This window comes from Sphingomonas asaccharolytica NBRC 15499, from assembly GCF_001598355.1.
Taxonomy (GTDB): domain Bacteria; phylum Pseudomonadota; class Alphaproteobacteria; order Sphingomonadales; family Sphingomonadaceae; genus Sphingomonas; species Sphingomonas asaccharolytica.
The window spans coordinates 1-20,367 of sequence record NZ_BCYU01000020.1; the positions used below are offsets into that span (position 1 = coordinate 1).

The 20,367-nt window shown below is 64.6% G+C and carries 24 protein-coding genes; 12 read left to right on the forward strand and 12 right to left on the reverse strand.

Going from position 1 to position 20,367, the window contains the following annotated elements; translation table 11 throughout:
- Positions 1-61 precede the first annotated feature (61 nt).
- On the reverse strand, positions 62-1,570 hold the full coding sequence (locus SAS01S_RS07440; RefSeq protein WP_066806745.1) for a replicative DNA helicase: 1,509 nt from the start codon (positions 1,568-1,570) through the stop codon (positions 62-64).
- A gap of 83 nt (positions 1,571-1,653) precedes the next feature.
- Between SAS01S_RS07440 and SAS01S_RS07445 the strand changes: the two genes are divergently transcribed.
- The 3 genes from SAS01S_RS07445 to SAS01S_RS07455 are packed head-to-tail and all read left to right on the forward strand — an operon-like array spanning position 1,654 to position 3,247.
- Positions 1,654-2,136 carry a UPF0262 family protein gene (locus SAS01S_RS07445; protein ID WP_066806747.1) on the forward strand — a complete coding sequence of 161 codons (483 nt, stop codon included), beginning with the start codon at positions 1,654-1,656 and terminating at the stop codon, positions 2,134-2,136.
- A complete protein-coding gene (locus SAS01S_RS07450) occupies positions 2,136-2,807 on the forward strand; it encodes a GH25 family lysozyme (protein WP_174544947.1) in 672 nt (223 codons plus the stop codon). The genes SAS01S_RS07445 and SAS01S_RS07450 overlap by 1 nt, the downstream gene beginning before the upstream one ends.
- Positions 2,804-3,247 carry a cytidine deaminase gene (locus tag SAS01S_RS07455; protein ID WP_066806749.1) on the forward strand — a complete coding sequence of 148 codons (444 nt, stop codon included), beginning with the start codon at positions 2,804-2,806 and terminating at the stop codon, positions 3,245-3,247. Before SAS01S_RS07450 ends, SAS01S_RS07455 begins: the two co-directional genes overlap by 4 nt.
- A 24-nt stretch (positions 3,248-3,271) precedes the next feature.
- On the opposite strand, the gene SAS01S_RS07460 is transcribed toward SAS01S_RS07455, so the two are convergent.
- Entirely contained in the window at positions 3,272-3,961 is a 690-nt protein-coding gene (locus SAS01S_RS07460) for a hypothetical protein (RefSeq protein ID WP_066806751.1), read from the reverse strand.
- A 96-nt stretch (positions 3,962-4,057) separates the two neighbouring features.
- Between SAS01S_RS07460 and dcd the strand changes: the two genes are divergently transcribed.
- Together dcd and SAS01S_RS07470 are read left to right on the forward strand one after the other, a co-directional pair.
- Positions 4,058-4,612, forward strand: a complete 555-nt coding sequence (gene dcd, locus SAS01S_RS07465; RefSeq protein WP_066591765.1) for a dCTP deaminase — start codon at positions 4,058-4,060, stop codon at positions 4,610-4,612.
- Positions 4,613-4,739: 127 nt separating this feature from the next.
- Positions 4,740-4,922, forward strand: a complete 183-nt coding sequence (locus SAS01S_RS07470) for a hypothetical protein (RefSeq protein ID WP_157082702.1) — start codon at positions 4,740-4,742, stop codon at positions 4,920-4,922.
- A gap of 120 nt (positions 4,923-5,042) precedes the next feature.
- On the opposite strand, the gene SAS01S_RS07475 is transcribed toward SAS01S_RS07470, so the two are convergent.
- The 4 genes from SAS01S_RS07475 to SAS01S_RS07490 all read right to left on the reverse strand — a co-directional run bounded on the left by SAS01S_RS07475 (position 5,043) and on the right by SAS01S_RS07490 (position 7,632).
- A complete protein-coding gene (locus tag SAS01S_RS07475; protein WP_066806755.1) occupies positions 5,043-5,471 on the reverse strand; it encodes an ExbD/TolR family protein in 429 nt (142 codons plus the stop codon).
- Positions 5,472-5,500: 29 nt separating this feature from the next.
- A complete protein-coding gene (locus SAS01S_RS07480; RefSeq protein ID WP_066806758.1) occupies positions 5,501-5,986 on the reverse strand; it encodes an ExbD/TolR family protein in 486 nt (161 codons plus the stop codon).
- 89 nt (positions 5,987-6,075) lie between these two features.
- Positions 6,076-6,873: a MotA/TolQ/ExbB proton channel family protein gene (locus SAS01S_RS07485; RefSeq protein ID WP_066806760.1), complete on the reverse strand. Its 798-nt coding sequence runs from the start codon at positions 6,871-6,873 to the stop codon at positions 6,076-6,078.
- A gap of 78 nt (positions 6,874-6,951) precedes the next feature.
- A complete protein-coding gene (locus SAS01S_RS07490; protein WP_066806761.1) occupies positions 6,952-7,632 on the reverse strand; it encodes an energy transducer TonB in 681 nt (226 codons plus the stop codon).
- A gap of 371 nt (positions 7,633-8,003) precedes the next feature.
- Here SAS01S_RS07490 and SAS01S_RS07495 point away from each other — a divergent pair, with 371 nt between their 5' ends.
- Positions 8,004-8,699 (forward strand): hypothetical protein, encoded by a 696-nt coding sequence (locus SAS01S_RS07495; RefSeq protein WP_245656787.1) that lies wholly within the window; start codon positions 8,004-8,006, stop codon positions 8,697-8,699.
- A 74-nt stretch (positions 8,700-8,773) separates the two neighbouring features.
- On the opposite strand, the gene SAS01S_RS07500 is transcribed toward SAS01S_RS07495, so the two are convergent.
- Complete coding sequence (locus tag SAS01S_RS07500) at positions 8,774-9,145, reverse strand: dihydroneopterin aldolase (RefSeq protein WP_084238631.1); 372 nt, start codon at positions 9,143-9,145, stop codon at positions 8,774-8,776.
- 163 nt (positions 9,146-9,308) lie between these two features.
- Between SAS01S_RS07500 and SAS01S_RS07505 the strand changes: the two genes are divergently transcribed.
- From SAS01S_RS07505 to SAS01S_RS07520, 4 genes are all read left to right on the forward strand, one after another.
- Positions 9,309-9,821 carry a GNAT family N-acetyltransferase gene (locus SAS01S_RS07505; protein ID WP_066806765.1) on the forward strand — a complete coding sequence of 171 codons (513 nt, stop codon included), beginning with the start codon at positions 9,309-9,311 and terminating at the stop codon, positions 9,819-9,821.
- A gap of 211 nt (positions 9,822-10,032) precedes the next feature.
- Entirely contained in the window at positions 10,033-10,599 is a 567-nt protein-coding gene (locus tag SAS01S_RS07510; RefSeq protein WP_066806767.1) for a DUF1285 domain-containing protein, read from the forward strand.
- Positions 10,596-11,183: a CoA pyrophosphatase gene (locus tag SAS01S_RS07515; RefSeq protein ID WP_066806769.1), complete on the forward strand. Its 588-nt coding sequence runs from the start codon at positions 10,596-10,598 to the stop codon at positions 11,181-11,183. The genes SAS01S_RS07510 and SAS01S_RS07515 overlap by 4 nt, the downstream gene beginning before the upstream one ends.
- Entirely contained in the window at positions 11,171-12,355 is a 1,185-nt protein-coding gene (locus SAS01S_RS07520; RefSeq protein ID WP_066806771.1) for a CCA tRNA nucleotidyltransferase, read from the forward strand. Before SAS01S_RS07515 ends, SAS01S_RS07520 begins: the two co-directional genes overlap by 13 nt.
- Here SAS01S_RS07520 and SAS01S_RS07525 read toward each other — a convergent pair.
- From SAS01S_RS07525 to gcvA, 4 genes are all read right to left on the reverse strand, one after another.
- Positions 12,331-14,040, reverse strand: coding sequence for a putative bifunctional diguanylate cyclase/phosphodiesterase (locus tag SAS01S_RS07525; protein ID WP_084238627.1), 1,710 nt, complete (start codon positions 14,038-14,040; stop codon positions 12,331-12,333). The two genes, SAS01S_RS07520 and SAS01S_RS07525, sit on opposite strands and share 25 nt — an antisense overlap.
- Before the next feature lie 263 nt (positions 14,041-14,303).
- On the reverse strand, positions 14,304-16,553 hold the full coding sequence (gene parC, locus SAS01S_RS07530; protein WP_066806773.1) for a DNA topoisomerase IV subunit A: 2,250 nt from the start codon (positions 16,551-16,553) through the stop codon (positions 14,304-14,306).
- Positions 16,554-16,779: 226 nt separating this feature from the next.
- On the reverse strand, positions 16,780-17,088 hold the full coding sequence (locus SAS01S_RS07535; protein WP_066806775.1) for a hypothetical protein: 309 nt from the start codon (positions 17,086-17,088) through the stop codon (positions 16,780-16,782).
- A gap of 123 nt (positions 17,089-17,211) precedes the next feature.
- Complete coding sequence (gene gcvA, locus SAS01S_RS07540) at positions 17,212-18,108, reverse strand: transcriptional regulator GcvA (RefSeq protein WP_066806777.1); 897 nt, start codon at positions 18,106-18,108, stop codon at positions 17,212-17,214.
- Between the two features lie 116 nt (positions 18,109-18,224).
- Here gcvA and SAS01S_RS07545 point away from each other — a divergent pair, with 116 nt between their 5' ends.
- Complete coding sequence (locus tag SAS01S_RS07545; protein WP_066806779.1) at positions 18,225-18,410, forward strand: hypothetical protein; 186 nt, start codon at positions 18,225-18,227, stop codon at positions 18,408-18,410.
- Positions 18,411-18,552: 142 nt separating this feature from the next.
- Positions 18,553-19,398 carry an alpha/beta hydrolase gene (locus tag SAS01S_RS07550; RefSeq protein ID WP_157082703.1) on the forward strand — a complete coding sequence of 282 codons (846 nt, stop codon included), beginning with the start codon at positions 18,553-18,555 and terminating at the stop codon, positions 19,396-19,398.
- On the opposite strand, the gene SAS01S_RS07555 is transcribed toward SAS01S_RS07550, so the two are convergent.
- On the reverse strand, positions 19,395-20,318 hold the full coding sequence (locus tag SAS01S_RS07555) for a LysR substrate-binding domain-containing protein (protein ID WP_245656789.1): 924 nt from the start codon (positions 20,316-20,318) through the stop codon (positions 19,395-19,397). The genes SAS01S_RS07550 and SAS01S_RS07555 overlap by 4 nt on opposite strands.
- Positions 20,319-20,367 lie beyond the last annotated feature (49 nt).

The window sequence follows — 20,367 nt, forward strand, 5'->3', positions numbered from 1 at the left end:
CTCGCGCGGTCCTACGGACCGCTCACCCCTCTCCCAGCTCCCCTACCGGGGAGAGGAAGATCTACTCGTAATCCGTGCTCGCATATTCCCCAGCATAGTCGCTGAACCGCGTCACTTCCGGCTCGAACCGCAGGATCACCTTGCCCGTCGAGCCATGGCGCTGCTTGGCCACGATCAACTCGGCCAGGCCATAGACGCGGTTCATCTCCTCGGCCCATTTGGCATGGTCCTCGAACGCCTTGGCGTCATCGCCCTCGACTGGCCGTTTGGGCTCCTTGGCCGCGACATAATAATCCTCGCGATAGACGAACAGCACGACGTCGGCGTCCTGCTCGATCGATCCCGATTCGCGCAGATCGCTCAATTGCGGGCGCTTGTCCTCACGGCTTTCGACCTGACGGCTGAGCTGGGACAGCGCCAGCACCGGTACGTTGAGATCCTTGGCCAAGGTCTTCAATCCACGGCTGATCTCGGAAATCTCCTGCACTCGATTGTCGCTCGCGCGCGAGCCGCTGCCCGACAGCAATTGCAGATAGTCGACCACCACCATGCCGATTCCGTTCTCGCCATGCCGCCGCTGCAGCCGTCGCATGCGAGTATGGAGCTGACCGATCGTCAGGCCAGCAGTGTCGTCGATCACGAACGGCAGGTTTTGCAATTCGCCCGCGGTGACCACCAGCCGGTCCATTTCCGACTGGCTTATCTTGCCCATGCGCAGGTCCTGGCTCGAAATCCGCGCCTGTTCCGCCAGCACGCGCGTCGCCAGCTGATCGGCCGACATTTCCAGGCTGAAGAAGGCGACTTTGGCGCCGATCCGCTGCTTGGGATCGATGCCGTCCTGCTCATCCTGCATGTAGCGCTGCGCCGCATTGAACGCGATATTGGTCGCCAGCGACGTTTTGCCCATGCCGGGTCGCCCGGCCAGGATGATCAAGTCGGAACGGTGGAAGCCACCCATCTTCCCGTTGATCGAGGTAAGGCCAGTGGTCACGCCCGATACGCCACCGCCCGAATTGAGCGCGCGATCGGCCATCGCCACCGCCAAAGTCGATGCCTGGGCGAAGGTCTTGATCGACTGTTCGCTGCCGCCGTCGCCGGCAACCTTGAACAATTCCTCTTCGGCCGCTTCGATCTGCGCGCGCGGATTGACCTCTTGCGAGGTGTCCATCGCCTTGTCGACCAGTTCGCGACCGACCCCGACCAAGGTCCTGAGCAGCGCCAGGTCATAGATCTGTTGGGCAAATTGCCGCGCGCCGATCAGCCCCGCGCCCGATCCCGTCAGCCGCGCCAGATAGCCCGGCCCACCCAATTCCTTCATCGCCGGATCGGCTTCGAACATCGGCCGCAGGCTGACCGGCGTCGCCGGCATCTGAGCATCGACCATCTTCTTGATCGCGCCGAAGATCCGCCCGTGAAGCGGCTCGAAAAAGTGATCGGGCGTCAGCTTGTCGATCTCTTCGGCGATGCGGTTGTCGATCATCATCGCGCCAAGCAGCGCGGCTTCCGCTTCGACGTTCTGTGGGAGCGAGGGCGCCTCCGCCCCCGGCAAGGAATGAATCGCTGTCGCCATGGCGTCCTTCTACGCCACTCCCCGGCCGGGACAAAGCCAGCAGCGCTGTGGATAATCGCATTGGATGGGGATAAGCGCGGTCTGTGGCGGATCATCGCATCAAGGACATCACCCTCGACGACCGCACGATCGTGTGGCGCAGTGCGGATGTCGAACAGGAACGCCGCATCGCGATCTTCGATCTGCTCGAGGACAATGCCTTCCGCCCGTTGCGCGACTATCCCGACGGTTATGCCGGCCCCTATGTCCTCCATCTCGGGGTCGAGGAGGGCCGACTCGTGCTCTCTTTGTCGCGCGAGGATGGCTCGCCGCTCGAGACATTGATCCTCTCGCTCGGCACGCTCAGGCGACCGATCAAGGATTATTTCGCGATCTGCGACAGTTATTACGAAGCGATCCGCAACGCCACGCCGCAGCAGATCGAGACGGTGGACATGGCCCGACGCGGCATTCACAACGATGCTGCCGAACTCCTGAAGGAACGGCTGGGGGGCAAGATTGAGGTCGATTTCAACACCGCGCGGCGGCTGTTCACGCTGATCTGCGTGCTGCACATCCGCGCCTGATGCGGCGCCTGGCGTTACCGGTCGGCTTGGCGGTCGCGATGCTCGCGCTGGCCGGCGCACTGTACCTGGTCGCGCGCGGCTGGCGGCCATCAGCCAGCGATTATCAGTTTCAGGGCGTCGACGTGTCGGACGCCAATGGTGCGGTCGACTGGAACGCGGTCAAGGCGGCAGGCGCCGATTTCGGCTATGCCCGCGCGACCCTGGGCGGCGACCGCGACGCGCGGTTCGAGGACAATTGGCGCGGCATTGCCGACGCGGGCATGCGCCGCGGCGCCATCCACGCCTGGTCGCTGTGCCGGCTCGCCGCCGATCAGGCGAACAATTTCAACACCACCGTGCCCAAAGCCGACGACGCCTTGCCGCCGGCGGTCGAGGTCGATTTCATCGATGGCTGCAACGACCGGCCATCGCGCGATGTCGTGCTGGAGGAGCTCAAGCGCTTCATCATCATGGTCGAAGCGCATACCGAGCGCCCCGTGCTTCTGCTCGTGTCGAAACGGTTCGAGGCGAATTACGACGTGACGTCAGCGCTCGACCGCCCCATCTGGAGCGCGCAGAACTTCTTCCCGCCCGATTACGCCGCGCGACCCTGGCGGATGTGGCGGGCAAGCGATATGCGGCGCGTCGATGGCGTCGAGGGGCTGGTCAATTGGGATGTGGTAACGAAATGACCGATGCGGATACGGCCGAACGGCTGATCGAGGCGGCGCGCGACGCGGCCGCAAATGCCTGGGCGCCCTATTCGCATTTCTCGGTCGGCGCGGCGCTGCTCATGAGCGACGGCAGCGTGATCACCGGCGCCAATGTCGAAAATTCCAGCTACGGCCTGTCGCTCTGCGCCGAGACGGTAGCGGTGGCGAAGGCGAGTGCCGACGGCCGGATGCGCGATGTGGTCGCGGTCGGCGTGGTTGGAGGCATGACGGGCAAGGACGGCATCGGGCCGATCCTGCCGTGCGGGCGCTGCCGTCAGATCCTAAATGAGGCAGCGCAGGCCGGCAAGCGCGACCTCAAGGTCTGGTGCTCGGGGCTGACCGGCGGCCCGATTGCCGAATATGCCTTGTCCGACCTCCTTCCTCACGCTTTCGGGCCGGCGAATCTCGGAATCGTCTGACGTTCCCGGCGTTCAAGGTTCGGGTTACCGCACCGTCCTCGTCACCTTGCCAGCCGCGTCGCGGAGCTCGACACTTGGAACGCCGTCATTGCCGACGCCGAGCGTCAGCCGCGGCCGCCCCGCCGGGTCGCTGAGGATCAAGGCGACGCTGCCATCCTCGCTTCGGCCCAGCCAAGCCCGTCTCGCGCTGGTCAGCCCCGCCTTGGCGATCAGCGCATCCCGCTCAGGCCCCGGCTTCATGGCCCGCATCTGCAGGCCCGCCGCGATGTCCATCGGTGCATCGGGGCGGTCGTTGACCACCAGCCCCGCGCGGCGATCGCGGCCATCCTCCGTACTGACCAATTGCAGCGTCTGATCCTGATGCCAGCGATCGAAGGTCAGGCTGCCGCCATTGGTCGGCTTGCCGTTCTTCATCCCGCCGTCGAACACCAAGCCGCCATTCTCATCGCCCTGATCGTTGTAGAAGATCATCCCCGCTTCGGTCCGGTTAGGGTGCGGATATTCCTTGCCGCCGATGATGATGCCGGGGATCAGCGCGTGGTTGGCGATCGCCAGCCGTAGCGTTCCGTCGGGTTCGCGCACGTTGATCCGTTGGACGTCGATCGTATCGAATTTCGTCGCCGCCGGTGCGACCGCGGCCAATGCCAGCCACGCCGCCGCCAAGGTCATCACCGCGGCATAGCCGCCAATCGCGCGCGAGGGATCGATCCGCATTCTATCGTCTCCTTGGATTTCGCCGACGCGCGATGCGGCGCCTCTTGCCCGATCGCTTTATTGCCGCGAAAGCTGCTGGCGAACAGGGAGTAGAGAATGTCGATCCTTTCCGACCGCTGGATTCGCGAGCAAGCAACGCAGCATGGGATGATCGAGCCGTTCGTCGAGGCGCAGCGGCGCGAGGGCTGCATCAGTTACGGCCTGTCGTCCTATGGCTATGACGCGCGCGTCGCCGACGAATTCAAGATCTTCACCAATGTCGATTCCGCGACGGTCGATCCCAAGGATTTTGCCGCCAACAGCTTCGTCGACCGCAAGACCGATTGCTGCATCATCCCGCCCAACAGCTTCGCCCTAGCGCGCACCGTCGAATATTTCCGTGTGCCGCGCGACGTGCTGGTGATCTGCCTCGGCAAGTCGACCTATGCGCGCTGCGGCATCATCGTGAACGTCACCCCGCTCGAGCCCGAATGGGAAGGCCACGTGACGCTCGAATTCTCCAACACAACGCCGCTGCCGGCCAAGATCTATGCCAATGAAGGCGCGTGCCAGTTCCTGTTCCTGCAGGGCAACGAGCCGTGCGAGACGAGCTACGCCGACCGCGCGGGCAAATATATGGGGCAGCGCGGGGTGACTTTGCCGCGGCTTTGAGAGCCGTCTTTCCTGGTCAAGCAGGATCAAGACCTACCAAGCGGGAAAACGCGAACGAGCGCGATAAGAATCGATTCGCTGACGGAATGCTGCTGGGATGCGGGTCGATTCGCGCCAAAGCGAGTCCATGTCCGAACCACTAACGACGATCGAACGTGCCATCCAATTGGCGCAGTCCAGCGACTGCCGCTCCGTGAACGACGTGCGCCAACGGTTGCGGCGGGAAGGCTATATCGGTATCGGAGCCGATCTGGCAGGAGTCGCAATCAATCGCGAGTTGGTTGGCTATCTCCATGCCGCGCGGCGTTAGGCCCGATCGGATTATCAGGCCGCATCCTAACTCGAACAGACCAGCACAGCCCACCCGCCAACGAAAAGGGGCGACCGCTTGCGCGGCCGCCCCTTTCGACGAAAGCGATGCCCGAAAGCGTCAGAATTCGTTCGCGTATTGCTCGTTGCCGATGAAGCCGAGCTTGCTGATCCCGGAGCGCTTGATGACCGCCAGGACCTTGTCGACCTTCTCGTAGCGCGCGTCCGGAAGCGGCTGGAAGTGCAGCTCCGGTTCGGGCTGGATCTGCAAGGTCGCCTGCAGATACTGGTCGAGCTGTTCGTCGCTCGTCACCGGCGTACCGTTCCACGTCACATTGTCGTTCGCGTCGATGATGATCTTGTTCTTCTGCGCGTCGACCGGCGGCGGATTGTTCGCCTGGTTGACCGGAAGGTCGACCTTCACCGCGTGGGTCTGGACCGGGATGGTGATGATGAACATGATGAGGAGCACAAGCAAGACGTCGATCAACGGCGTCATGTTCATATCCATCATCGGCGCGCCATCATCCCTGCCGCCACTCATTGCCATGATTCAAAACTCCTGAGCTAGCGAGACGGTTAGGATTCCGCCGCGGAACCGTCCTTGGGTGGCGGCTGCGAGATGAAGCCGACCTTGATGAAGCCCGAGGACTGCATCGTGTAGATCGCCGCGCCGATGCACTTGTACGGGACGTTGACGTCGCCACGGATGTGCACTTCGGGAATCTTCTCGGGGTCGATCGGACCGGCCGCCTTGAGACGTTCGATATCGGCCTTCATCTTCTTCGTCGCCCTGTCGAGCAGTTCCTTGTGCGTCATCCGGGTCATGCCCCAATAGATGCCGCACTGACCCGCGTCGTCTGACACGATCGAAAGGTTGACGTTTTCCGGCTTCGTCTGCGTCACGTCGTACTTCACTTCGGGCAGCTTCAGCTTCACATTTTGCACCACGACCGGAACCGTGATGATGAAGATGATCAGAAGCACCAGCATGACGTCGACGAGCGGCGTCGTGTTGATGTCCGACATCGGCGTTTCGGAGGAGCCTCCGGTGCTAATAGCCATTAAGCATTCCTATCCTTGCTTCGTGCGTCCGGGCCAGCGCCCGAACGTCTGGCGGAACAGGGCACCGCGCCCGTTCCGCCATCACGCGCTTACGGCTTGGTGGTAACGCCACCCGCCTGACCGGCGGTGGTGGTCACCGGCTTGGCCGGCGTCGTCGCAGCGGCGGCCGGCTTGCGAACCGCGGCGCTGGGCTTCACTGCGCCGTTCGACGCGAGGTAGCCGAGAACGTCGTTGCCGAACGCGCTGAGCGCTTCCTGGATCCCCTTGTTACGGCGCTGCAGGAAATTGTAGCCGAGCACCGCGGGAACCGCGACGACGAGACCGAAGGCGGTCATGATCAGCGCTTCACCGACCGGGCCGGCGACCTTGTCGATCGAAGCCTGACCAGCAGCGGCGATGCCGAGCAGCGCCTTGTAGATGCCGACCACGGTACCGAACAGACCGATGAACGGCGCAGTCGCACCGACCGTCGCGAGGAAGGCGAGACCGCCAGCGAGCGCCGAGTTGATCGTGTCTTCCGAGCGCTGAAGCGAGCCGTGCAGCCAGTCATGCGCTTCGACCGGATCGGTCAGCCTTGCATGCTGCTCCTGCGCGGCGAGGCCGTCATCGACCAGCTGCTTGTAGGCGGAGTTCTTCTCGAGCTTGGCGGCGCCTTCGCGCAGCGAGTTCGAGTTCCAGAACGTGGCGCGCACGCGGCGGCCCTGGTTGATGATCTTCTGCTGCTCGAACACCTTCGTGAAGAAAATGTAGAGCGTGAAGAACAGCATGACCAGCAGGATGCCGGCGGTGGCGTAGGAGATGGCGCCGCCGTTGTTCAGCGCGTTCCAGAAGCCGAACTGTTCCTGGGCGGCACCAGCCGCACCAGCGTTAAGGATGGAGATGCTCATTCGGATGCTTCCTCTAAAAATATCGTCTCAAGATACAACCTGGCCGGCGCCCGGGCTTCCGGGCGCCGGCGTGAAAAATCATTCGTCCTTCAACGTCCAGCGGATGCCGGGCAACGTATAGGTGTAAGCCTGCGCGTTCCCTTCGGTATCCTTCTGCACGATGAAGCGGCCACGACGCTGCGCGAGACGGCAAGTCGCGTCGTCGAGCGACGAGTAGCCGCTCGATGCGGTAACGCGGCAACCGGCAACTTTGCCCGACGTATCGATGTTCAGCAGCACCGAGACGCGACCCGAGGCGCCAGCGCGCTTGGCGTCGGCAGGATAATCGTCGTCGGTGAACCAGCCACCAGGATTACCCTTGGGGCCACCCTTAACGGCGACGGGCCGAGGCGCCGGCGGCGCCGGTGGCTGCGGCGGCACGACCGGAGCCGGCGGCGTCACCGGAGGCGGCGGCTGCGGCACGTTGGTCGTAGCGATGTTGACTGGCGACGGGACCGGCGGAGTGATCGGCGGGATCACGACCTGAGTCGGCGGCGGCGGCAGATTCGGCTGGTCCGGTGGCGGGGGCGGCGGCTTGTCTGGCGGCGGCGGCGGTGGCGGTGGCGCCACGTCGAACGCGTTCAGTTTTTCAGCGGCCTTCTTGGCGAAATCTACCGCCAAGCCGGTCACGAATGCATAACCGAATCCCGCAACGATTAGCGAAACAATGATAATCGCTACGATACGGCTGCCGGTTGTATCACGATCAGCGTATGACATTCAGAAACTCAACTCCTTCGTGTCCGACCCGCGAATGTCGCCAGACGTTAATCGTTCGGCAACGAACCCTTCGGCTAGCGCCTGATCGGGCAGAGCGCGAGTCTCTATCGCTAGCCCTGCAACGACGCAAACGCTTTGTCGGGCGCAACAAACGTACAATCGCAGCATGGCAGAATTATTTCTGTAAAGGAACGTTCTGATCGCCTAACTCATTCGCTATGTCACGCGTTCCCATGGCTCGATTCCTCTCCGTCCTGTTCATTGCGACCGGTATCTCGATGATACCGGTGTCAGCAAACACACTGCCACCGCCTCCGCCTGTTTATCGTTATGCCGATATGGCTGATCTGGCGACGAAGGCGCCGGTGGTCGTGGACGCCACTATCACCGATGCGGCGAAGATCAAGCCGGCGGAGGCAGTCGGTATAGCCCCAGGGCATGTTCGTTATTATCTGACGGTCACGATCAATGCGCTGATCCGCGCGCCGGGGGCGTTGCCGCCGCAGATCGGCTACCTCTACGACGCCCCGCTCGACGCCGCCGGACGGGCACCCAAGTTGAAGAAAATGCGCGTGATTATCTTCGCACGCACAGTCGCCAACAGCCCCGACCAGCTCCAATTGATAACCCCGGGCGCGCAGTTGCAATGGTCGCCGCAGACTGACGCCACGGTGCGCAGACTGGCCGCTGATCTGGTGTCGCCAAAGGCGCCGCCGGCGATCGTCGGCATCTCCAATGCGTTCCATGCGGCGGGCACTCTTCCCGGTGAAGGGGAGACGCAGATCTTCCTCAAGACCACCGGACATCCGATCTCGCTCGGCATCCAGCGCAAGCAGAATCAACCGCCGGTATGGACGGTATCGCTGAGCGAAGTGGTGGAGGACGCCTTGCCGCCGCCGCAACGCAATACCTTCTTGTGGTACCGCCTAGCCTGCGGCCTACCGGTCGAAATACCAGCCGACACGTTGTCGGGACTCGACCCTGCCGACGCCGCGGCCGTCCAACAGGACTATGCGCTGGTCAAGCAAGGGCTCGGTCCCTGCCGCGCCGGAGCGAATCCGTCCTGACGGATTCGCTCCGCGTTCCCTCTCCGCAGCGATTTCCGAGCCGCCGACCGCTCAAATCGGCTTGAAAATCGCTCCTAACGGCGGTGGCGGATCAGGGTAATCCCGATCGATTCGCCGGCTTCGGCAATCGCCAGCTTGACGATCTTGACCCCGACGCGGGCGACACGCTTGTCCTGCAGGAACAATGTCTCGCAAATGTGGTCGGCGACGCCCTCGATCAGCGTGAAATGCACGCCCTCCGGCAGCGATCTGGTCGCAGCGTGTTTCAAATCGAGATAATTTTTCGACATTGAAAGCGGTGATTCGGGAGCGAATCGACCCGGCAGGTCGAGATCGACCGTGATCGAGATGCGCAGCGGCTGGGGAAGATGCGTTTCCTCGGAATAGATGCCGGTCAGCACCATTACCTCGATATCGTGCACTTCGAGTTGCAGGCGGTCTTCCAAGTCGCGTGATCCCATCTAAGGAGCGCGCCCCTGCCCTTCCCGGGGCCGGCGATCAAGCCCTAGCGGTGCCGCGGCCTGCGCATTCGCCTTGTATTCAGCCGCGATGCCGATAAAGCGCCCGCCCCCGGGCGTATTGCCCGTGCGTTCGAGGAGATTCCGCCAAGTGACCGATTTCGTGCCGATCAACGCCATCGACCCCGCCGCCGTCGAGGCGCTGCTGGACCGTGCGTTCGGCCGAGATCGTCACGGCCGCACTGCCTATCGCCTGCGCGATGGCGTCGAATCGATTCCCGATCTCAGTTTCGCGGCGATCGAGGGCGGCGTGCTCGCCGGCACGATCCAATGCTGGCCGATCGCGCTCCGCGGCGACGACGGCAGCATTCACCCGCTCGTCCTGGTTGGTCCGGTCGCGGTCGAACCGTCGCGTCAACGCGGCGGGCTGGGCAAGGAACTGGTCCACCAGGCGCTCGACGCCGCGCTCGAGCTCGACCTAGACGGCGCGATGATGCTGATCGGCGATCCGGAATATTATGGCCGCTTCTGGGGATTTTCCGCCGCGGCGACCGCCGGATGGCGTCTACCCGGGCCGGTGGAGGCGCATAGATTGCTCGCGCGGGGGACGAATGTACCGGCAATCGCTGGGGAGTTGGGCCCGCGGGTCAGCGTCGCGGTTTGACGCAGCGGGAAAAGGGCCATCACCAACCAATCGTCACCCCGGGCTTGTCCCGGGCCCCAACGAGCGGCTGAGCGAAGGGCAAGAGACTAAAAAGTCCGGTGCTCGCGGCACCTTGGACCCCGGCACAAGGCCGGGGTGACGTGGAAGGGAGGAGCCATCATCCCGCGGCTCGCGGTTGCAGCCCGATCTTCCCTGCCCTAGCGGTCATCGCATGCCGATGGCCCCGCCTCCCGATCTCGCCAACCTGTCGCTCGCCGACGTGGCGCGGCTCGTGGCGGAGAAACGCTTGCCCCCGGTCGAGCAATGGAATCCCAGCCATTGTGGTAACAGCGACATGCGGATCGCGCGCGACGGGACCTGGTTCCACATGGGATCGCCGATCGGCCGGCAAGAGATGGTGCGGCTGTTCGCCACCATCTTGCGGCGCGAATCCGATGGTGGTTACGTACTGGTTACGCCGGTCGAGAAGCTCGACATCGAGGTCGAGGATGCGCCCTTCGTCGCGGTCGAGATGAAGGCGGAAGGCGAAGGGCGCGACGCGGCGCTGGCCTTTCGCCTCAACACTGGCGAATTGATCACCGCCGACGCCGATCACGCGCTGCGATTCGAGCAAGGCGAGGACGGCCCGCGCCCCTATCTCCACGTTCGTGGCGGGCTGGAGGCGCTGGTCGCGCGATCGGTCTATTACGATATCGCCGAGCGGGCGCTGTCGGGCGACGACGATCCGCCGGGGGTGTGGAGCAACGGCGCCTTCTTTGCGCTGGAGCCCGACGCATGACGACGCTCGCCGAGCGGCTGCGCGTCGCGCTCGACCATGTCCACGAGCCTGAATTACTCGCCGGCGATCACCCCGGAATCGGAAGCTCACGCATGCCGGCCGCGGTACTGGTAGCCGTGACCGACCGGCCCGAGCCCGGGCTGATCCTGACCCAGCGCACCGAAAGCCTGCGCCGCCATGCCGGACAGGTCGCCTTTCCCGGCGGCCGGATCGACCCCGGCGACCGCGACGCAGCCGACGCGGCATTGCGCGAGGCGGAGGAGGAAATCGCTTTGCCCCGCGCCGCCGTCACGTTGATCGGCGAGGCGGACCGCTATCTCACCGTCACCGGCTTCGAGGTGATTCCGGTGGTCGGGGTGGTCCCGCCCGATCTCGATTATCATCCCAACGAGGCCGAAGTCGCCGACGTGTTCGAAGTGCCGCTGGCCTTCGTGCTCGATCCGGACAACCAGCTTCGCGCCAGCGCCGAATGGCAGGGCCGGACACGCTATTTCTACGAAATCCGTTGGGGCGAGCGCCGCATCTGGGGCGCGACGGCGGCGATGCTGGTCAACCTGTCGCGGCGGCTGCGATGGGCGGCGTGACCTTACTACCCCCGGCAGAGTGGCGCGATCGCCCCGGTCTCGCCCGATTGGTCGCCGCGCTGGGCGCCGGCAATGCGCGAATCGTCGGTGGAGCTGTGCGCGACACGCTGTTGGGGATCGAAACCGCCGATATCGATCTCGCCACCCCGCACGACCCGCGCACGGTGATCCAACTGCTCGAAGCCGCCGGGATCAAGGCGGTTCCGACCGGGATCGACCATGGCACGATCACCGCGGTGTCGCGCGACGAAGTGTACGAAGTGACCACCTTGCGGCGCGACGTCACCACCGACGGACGGCGTGCGACGGTCGCCTTTACCGATGATTGGCGCGAGGATGCGGCGCGGCGCGATTTCACGATCAATGCGCTTTATGCCGAACCCGCGACCGGCGAAATCCACGATTATTTCGGCGGCATTGCCGATCTCGAGGCCCGGCACGTCCGCTTCATCGGCGACCCTTATCGTCGCATCGCCGAGGATCATCTACGCATCCTGCGCTTCTTCCGCTTCCTCGCGCGGTTCGGCGACACCGCCGATCCCGACGGGCTCGAAGCCTGCGCCGAGCGCGCCAACGACCTGATGGCGCTGTCCCGCGAACGCATCGCCAACGAATTGCTGCGCCTGCTCGTCGCACCGCGCGCGGTCGAGGTCATCACGCTGATGATCGAGCGCGGCGTGTTCGTCCCCGTCTTGCCCGAAATCGCCGGCATCGCGCGTCTCGCCGATCTGGCGAGAAGAGAGGCCAATAGCGGGATCGCTCCCGATCCGATCCGCCGGCTGGCCGCGTTGCTGCCAGCCGATCCGGCCGTCTCGGCAAGCGTCGGCGCGCGGCTGAAGCTTTCCAACAAGCAACGCCAGCGGCTGGAAAGCGCGACGCTACCGGTCGATGCCGAACCGCACGCGCTGGCCTATCGGCTGGGCACTGAACTCGCGGTCGATCGGCTGTTGCTGTCGGGGGGCGATGCTGCCGCGATCCGCGACTGGACGCGGCCGAAGTTGCCGATGTCGGGCGGACAACTTGTCGCCAAGGGGCTGAAGGCAGGACCCGATGTGGCGAAGACGTTGCGGGCGATCGAGGATCGCTGGATCGCCGAGCAATTCCCCGATGCCGCGCGCGTTGCCGCGATTACCGACGAGGAAGTCGCTCAAGCCCTCGACGCGACCAGATAGGCGTAAGCCTCGTCGGCCTCGAGCGGCTTGGCGTAGACGAATCCCTGGCCATAAGTGCAGCCCAATGCCGCCAAGGTCTGGGCCAGTTCGTTGGTCTCGATCCCTTCCGCGGTGGTTTCCTTGCCGAGCGCCTGGGCCAGGCTGAGGATCGCGCGAACGATCGCGACCTTGTCGCGGTCGGCTAGCATTCCGGTCACGAAACTGCGATCCATCTTGAGCACGTCGATCGGCAGTTTCTGAAGATAAGCCAGGTTTGAATAGCCCGTGCCGAAATCGTCCATCGCCAGGGTCGCACCCAGACTCTTGAGCTGATGCATGGTCTCGGCGACGCGCTCCGGATCGGAGATCAGCGCGCTTTCGGTGAGTTCGAGCGTGAAGCGGCTGCCGGCAAGCTGATTGCGCAGCAGCGCCTGTTCGACCACCGGCGCGATATCGTCGCGCTGCAACTGGATCGCCGACAGATTGACCGCGACGCGCACGCCGCATTCGCCGCCCGCGCGGACATCCCACGACCGGAGCGTCCGTGCCGCTTCTTCGATCGCCCAACGACCGAGCGGCACGATCAACCCCGATTCCTCGGCGACGGGGATGAAGTCCGCGGGCGAATGTTCGTGGCCATGGTCGTCGGTCCAGCGCGCGAGCGATTCGAACGCGACGACCTGGCCGGTCGCGAGGTCGCAGATCGGATGATAGGTCAGCCGCATCGCGCCGTTCTCGATCGCCCGGCGCAGCTCGGTCTCGATGCCGAACTGCTCGCGCGCGATGTCGAGCGCCTGGGTCTGGTAATATTCAGCCTGGCCCGACGTCTTGGAGCGTTTGACGGCGAAATGGGCGTGGCGGATCAGGTCTTCCGAATCCTCTACCGCGTCCGACCCGAACGCGATGCCGATCGAGCACGACACGCGGATCTCGAAGTCCGACATGCGGAACGGCGTCGCCAGCGTCTCCTGAATCCGACGAACGACCTGTTCGGCCTCCGCTTCGCTCTCTTCGAGCGCGAGCAGGATACCGAATTCGTCGCCGCCGGTGCGCGCCAGCATGTCCGACGCGCGCAACGCACCCTTGAGGCGCCGCGCCAGTGTGATCAGCAATTCGTCGCCCGCCATCGATCCCATACAGGCATTGACACGGCTGAACCGATCGAGGTCGATGATCAACACCGCATAGCGCGCGCCGCCGCCCTCGGCGATCCGTTCCTCGAGCAACTCGCTGAAGCCGCTGCGATTGGGCAGACCGGTCAGGCTGTCGGTGATCATCTCGCGGCGCAGATTGCGCGCAGTCCGCAATTCGCCGGTATGGTCGACCAAGGTAGCGAAGCAATAAGACGAGGCCGGCGAACGCCGCGCCAGGGTGACGCGGAAATGGCGGCAATCGACCGCGTCGCCGAATTCCCAGGTGAAGTCGTCGTTCACGGCCTCTCCTGCCAGGAACGTCGCGATCCGGTCGCCCAAGGCGACGATCACCGGCGCTTCGCCCGCGGTGTTGCCTAGGCCGGCAGCACGAAAGGCGCGGTTGGCGGCGGCCACGACAACAGCATGATCGGGGCGCCCGACCAGCGCCAACGGCACCGGGATCAGTTCGATCGATGCGGCGATTCCGGCGATCTCGTCGGGGCGCAGCACGACCGCCGCCGATTCGGCGGGCACGGCTTTAGCGGCCTTCGCGCGAGACAATCCGAGCGCCATTGCGACCCGCTTAGGCGGGATTGGTTAAAGCGCACTGAAGCTTGCTCCGGTTTCAGCCACTTGGGGATGGCTGGCGGGATACCAATCGCACCGCCCGTTTAGCCCTCTCCCGCTTGCGGGAGAGGGTTTGGGTGAGGGTCTTCTTTCTTCTTTTGCCAATCGCGCCAGTTAGAAAGAAGAAAGAAGAAAGAAGAAAGAAGACCCTCACCTTCCCACCGCTTCGCGGCGGGCCCCTCCCTCTCCCGCAAGCGGGAGAGGTGTACTTAGAACCTGTTATCGCGCGGGAAACCAGTGGGCGGCATCCGCCCAGCGGCACCGCGTGCAGTACGCCACGGCTGCAAGTCGGTTTCGGTGCGCGTGCGGCCGCTTTCACCGCCCATCGCCCAGCTCAGCCCCTCGGCGAATTTGAACGTGACCGCGTCCGACAGCCCGCCGTCGCGATAGCGCTGCAACTGCACGCCTTGCCCCTTCGCCAGTTCGGCGACTTCCGACAGCGGGAAGACCAGCATCTTGCGGTTGTCGCCGATCGCCGCGACGTAATCGTCCTCGCGACCGATCGGCCGGACGATCTTGAGCTTGGCACCGGCGCGCGGCGTCACCACCGCCTTGCCCTTGCGCGTTTCGGCGATCGCGTCGGCGGCCTTGAGCACGAAACCGCGACCGTCGGATGCCGCGACCAGCAATTTCTCGGCCTCGCTCGCGCGCAGCAACGCGGCGATCCCGGCCTCTCCGTCGAGATCGATCATCAGCCGTACCGGTTCGCCGAACCCACGCCCGCCGGGCAGCCTGTCGGCGGCGAGCGTGTAGAAACGCCCGGTCTCGGCCGCGAGCAGCAATTTATCAGTGGTCTGGGCGTGGAAGGCGAAGCGTGGGCCGTCGCCTTCCTTGAACTTCATCGCGTCGGCCGAGGCGAGTTCGACATGCCCCTTCATCGCTCGGATCCAGCCGCGCTGCGACAGGATCACGGTGATCGGCTCGCGCTCGATCATCGCTTCCAGCGGGATTTCGCGCGCCGGTGCCGCTTCCTCGATCCTGGTGCGACGGCGGCCGAGTATAGTCTCCGGGCCATAACGGTCGCGGACCTTGCCGAGGTCGCGCTTCAACCGCGTGCGCTGCCGCGCGTCGGACGAGAGCAACAAGTCGAGCTCGGCCTTTTCCTTCTCAAGCCCCTCGCGCTCCTTGCGCAGTTCCATTTCCTCGAGCTTGCGCAAGCTCCTGAGCCGCATGTTGAGGATCGCTTCGGCCTGGCGGTCGGTCAGCTCGAACTCGGCGATCATCACCGGCTTGGGCTCGTCCTCGGTACGGATGATTTCGATCACGCGGTCGAGGTTGAGATAGGCAATGATATAGCCGTCGAGCAGTTCGAGCCGGTCGGCGATCTTGTCGAGCCGATGCTGCGAGCGGCGACGCAACACGATAAACTGGTGGTCGACCCAGGATTGCAGCGCTTCCTTGAGGCTCATCACGCGCGGGGTTCGCGTCGCATCGAGCACGTTCAAGTTGAGCGGGATGCGCGTCTCGAGATCGGATAGCCGGTACAGGCTTTCGATCAGCGTGTCCGAATCGACAGTGCGGCTGCGTGGTTCGAGCACGATGCGCAAATCCTCGGCGGATTCGTCGCGGACATCAGCCAGGATCGGCAGGCGCTTGTCGTTGACCAGGTCGGCAATGCCCTCGATCAACTTACCCTTGGACACGCCGTACGGGATTTCGGTCACGACGAGGTGCCAGCCGCCACCCTTTTCGTTGATCCGCTCGATCGTCGCGCGCGTCCGGAACGAGCCGCGGCCGGTCGCATAGGCCTCGGCGATCGCCGACGGACTATCGACGATCGCGCCGCCGGTCGGCAGATCGGGACCCTTCACGTAATCAAGCACATTGGCATTCGGATTGTCGATCAGCGCGATCGACGCATCGAGCAATTCGGCGGCGTTGTGCGGCGGGATGCTGGTCGCCATGCCGACCGCGATCCCCGCCGCGCCATTGGCGAGCAGATTGGGAAACGCGCCCGGCATTAGCTCGGGCTCATGGTCCTCACCATTATAGGTGGGTCGGAACCCGACCGCGTCCTCGTCAAGGCCGTCCATCAGGTCGGTCGCGACCTGCGTCAGCCGTGCCTCGGTGTAGCGATAGGCGGCGGCGTTATCGCCGTCGATATTGCCGAAATTCCCCTGACCGTCGACGAGCGGATAGCGCAGCGAGAAATCCTGCGCGAGGCGGACCATCGCGTCATAGACCGAGGCGTCGCCATGCGGATGGTATTTGCCGATGACGTCGCCGACCACGCGTGCCGATTTCTTGTAGGCGCTGTTGGGATCCATCTTGAGCGTCCGCATCGCCCAGAGCAGGCGGCGATGCACCGGCTTCAGCCCGTCACGGACGTCGGGCAGCGAGCGCGCGGTGATCGTCGACAGCGCATAGACGAGGTAGCGTTCGCTGAGCGCGCTATCGAACGGCGCATCGAACACGCCCACGGAAGGATTGTCGGGAAGGTCGGTCGTCTCGGCTGCCATTCAAGAGCGGTTAGAGCCTATTTGCTCGAGAGGAAATATCGGGAACGAAGAAGGTGTGGATTGGCGATCGAGCCGCAAGCGCCATCACCGGCACAGGCCGGAACGCCCGCATCGTTTCCGGCGAACGGAACCGGCGCCGCAATCCTTTCGGTTGTGACGAACGGTTCCGACAACAAGACAACAATGGGCCCGTGATCGCCGACCTGTTGGCGAAGCGGCGTTCAAGCTACCATTTGATCTGGTTGCTCGACGGCGCTTTCCATTGGTTGCTCGAAGGCGACTTCAACTGAGTGCTCGACGGCGCCTTCAACTGGTTGCTCGCGGGCGATTTCCACTGATTGCTGACCGGCGCCTCACCCTTGAGCTGTTCGCTCTTGATCTGGGTGCTGTCCGGCTTGTCCAGCCCGATCAGGACACCCTGAGTATCGCCCGTCGGCATTCCGGGCTGCTTCTGTGCCGCCGCATCGGTTACGCCCAGCGACAGGCCCAGCATCGATACCGCCGCCGCCAGCGCAGGTCTCATGAGATCGGCCATGCCATCCTCCCTGCAACGCGAGAGCGCACTCCGGGAGCGGAGAGCGGCTCTCGACCCTTGGAGAGATAGGTCCGCACGCTCCGACCGTATTGGCGGAATGCGACATGCTCGCCGGCGACGCGATCAGACCGGGCTCGGCAGATCGCGGGCGAGTTCGGCGAGCAACCATTCCCGGAAGCGGCGGATCTTGGCGACACCGCGTCGCGCTTCCGGATAGCATAGCCAATACGCGTAGCCGCGCGTCGACACCTGATCGAACGGCCGCACCAATCGTCCGTCGGCCAGATCGTTGCGCCAGAAGAAAGGCGTCAGCATCGCCATTCCCTGCCCGGCCATGGCGGCATGTCCTTCATGCGCCTGGCTGTCGAGGCGGACGCCGACGCGCGGCGGGCCGTCGGGTACTTCGACTCCCGCCTCGCGCAGCCAGAACGGCCACCACGGATCGTGCGGACTGATCTGCGGAATGCGCAACATGTCCTCGACCGTGAACGGCCCGTGGCGCTTGAGGAAGCCAGGCGAGCACATCGGCGTGAAGTCGATCCGCACGAGCAATTCCTCGTGCAGCCCGTCCCATCCGCCCAGGCCGGCACGGATCGCGATATCGACATCGTCGCTGACGAAATCGGCCAGCGCGTCGCTGGTCAGCAGGCGCACCGCCATCTCCGGATGGTTCATCTGGAAACTGCCGAGCCGCCAGGCGAGCCAGGTATTGGCGAACGTGTTCGAGGTCGACACCGTCAGCACCGCCGCATCGTCCGCACGGATCGCGCCGAACGCCGCATCCATCGCGTCGAACGCCCGGGTGATCTGGGGGGCGGCCTTGCGGCCGGCATCGGTCAACACGACGCGACGCTTTTCGCGGCGGAACAGCGGCGCGCCGAGCCGCTCCTCGAGCAATTTAACCTGATAGCTGACCGCCGCCTGGGTCATGCCGAGCTCGTTCGCGGCGGCGGTGAAATTCTCGTGCCGGGCTGCGGCTTCGAACACGCGAACGGCGGCAAGGGGCGGCAGGCGGCGCATGCGGACTTGATAAGCATGGCTTGTCGATCATGTCCAACGATTTGTTGGCGGAGCGACGCCGATACAAGCATATCCAGCTCATCGCCAACGCCGGATTTTATGAGGAGGATTAAGCCATGCGCGATGATTTCCTGAGCGGCGACTGGGCCGCGAACAAACACCGCCTGACGGCGGACGTCGATAAGCTGGGCCACAATCTGGTCGAGAAGGTCAGCGACAGTTTCGAAGCGCTCAATCGGGCGCAGTTCGACGCGCCGTGGCACCGCGTTTGGCGCAAGGTCCGCATCTCCGGGCTGCGGTGAACCGCCGCTGCCCCAAGGCCGGGACGCGTGCCCCCATGCGCGCCCGGCCCCTTCAGGACCTACGCTTCTCCGGCGGCGCTGATCGGATGGCAGGACCCGCTTCCTTCTTGCCTTCCGCGCGCCGCCGGTCTTTTCCCTTCACATGAGCGACGATTTCATGCCGCTGACCTGGGCAGACCTGACCGCGCGCCCACGTCCCGAGCCGCAAGCAGCGATCGCCTATGGCGATGATCCCTGGCAACGCGTCGATTTATGGCTGCCCGCTGGTGCCGGTCCCTTCCCTGTCGTGTTGATGGTCCATGGCGGATGCTGGACGACCAGCATCGCCGATCGCACGCTGATGAACTGGGTAGCCGAGGATCTGCGCCGCGATGGCTTTGCCGTGTGGAACGTGGATTATCGCGGTGTGGACCGTCCGGGCGGTGGCTACCCCGGCACCTTTCGTGACGCCGCCGCGGCGGCCGATGCGTTGCGCGGCTATGCCCCCAAATATGGACTCGACCTCCGCCGGATCGTCGCCACCGGCCATTCCGCGGGCGGGCATCTGGCATTGTGGCTGGCAGGGCGGCGGCGGCTGCCGTCCGACAGTCCGTTGTGGTGCGCGACGCCATTGGCGATCGCGCATGTCGTCGCCTGCGGCGCGCTGCCAGACCTCGAAGCGGTGGCGGCGAGCCCCGACAATGGCTGCGGCATCGACGTCGTCCGCGATCTGGTCGGCGCGCCGGGCAGCGACGGGCGGAATGTCTATGCCGACACCTCGATCCCACCGCTCTTGCCGATCGGCGTGCGCCACGATCTGGTCAATGGCCGCGAGGACCGCATCGTGCCGTATCGGCTGGCGACGGATTATGCCGCCAAAGCGGGTGAGGAAGCCGTCCTGCACACGGTGCCGGACACTGGGCATGTCGAATTGGTCACCCCGGGGACCGCGGCTTGGACAGCCACCAAGCAACTGATTGCTGTCGCCTTCAGCCTGGACAATCGCTAGGCCGGCGGCGGCACCAGTGCGCCGAACGGATCGTCGTGCAGCGAGGCCGCCACTTCGGCAAGCAGCCAGGTGCGGAACGCCGCGACCTTGCGCTGCCGCTTGCGATGCGCAGGATAGACCAGCCAGAAACTGTTGCGCCAATAAGCGGTGCGCTTGATCGGCTGGACCAATTGACCGGCATCGATCGCGCGCTGCCACATCGGCGGGCTGAGCACCGCAACGCCGTGCCCGGCGATAGCGGCCTGACCCTGCAGCACTTGCGATTCGAGCTGCACGCTGGGCGGCGCGTCGCCGGGCTGATCCCCAAAAACGCTATCAAGCCACAATCGCCACCAGCCGTCGCCCGGCGACAGTCGCGGCAGCGCCAACAGGTCGTCGATAGTTTCGACCGGCGGATGGGCAGCGAGAAGCGATGGGCTCGCCAGCGGCGTGAACGGCATCCGCATCAGGAACTCCGTTTCCAGCCCCGGCCAGGGCGCCGGCGCGCCGCGGATCGCGACGTCGATCTCCCCGCGCTCGAACTCGGTCACGGCGTCCGACACGCGGAGCCGCACCGCCAGGTCGGACCGGGCGAGCTGAAAGTCGCCAATGCGCGACGACAGCCAGTTGGTCGCGAAAGTCGACGGCGCGCTGACCGAGAGCATCGTCTCGTTATCGCTGCGCGCGGCACGAAACGCCTCGTCGAGCTTCTCGAACGCGCTGGTCACTTGCGGCGCGATCAATTGGCCAAGTTCGGTCAGTTCGACCCCGCGTCCCTTGCGCGCGAATAGCGGCGCACCGACCCGCTCCTCGATGACCTTGATCTGATAACTCACCGCCGCCTGGGTCGTACCGAGTTCCTCGGCGGCACGCGTGAAATTGCCGAGCCGCGCTGCGGCTTCGAATACGCGCACCGCACCCAAGGGAGGAATGGACGTCATTCGAGACATAAAGCAGATTTATAACTTGCTCTCAACGTTCGATTGGAGC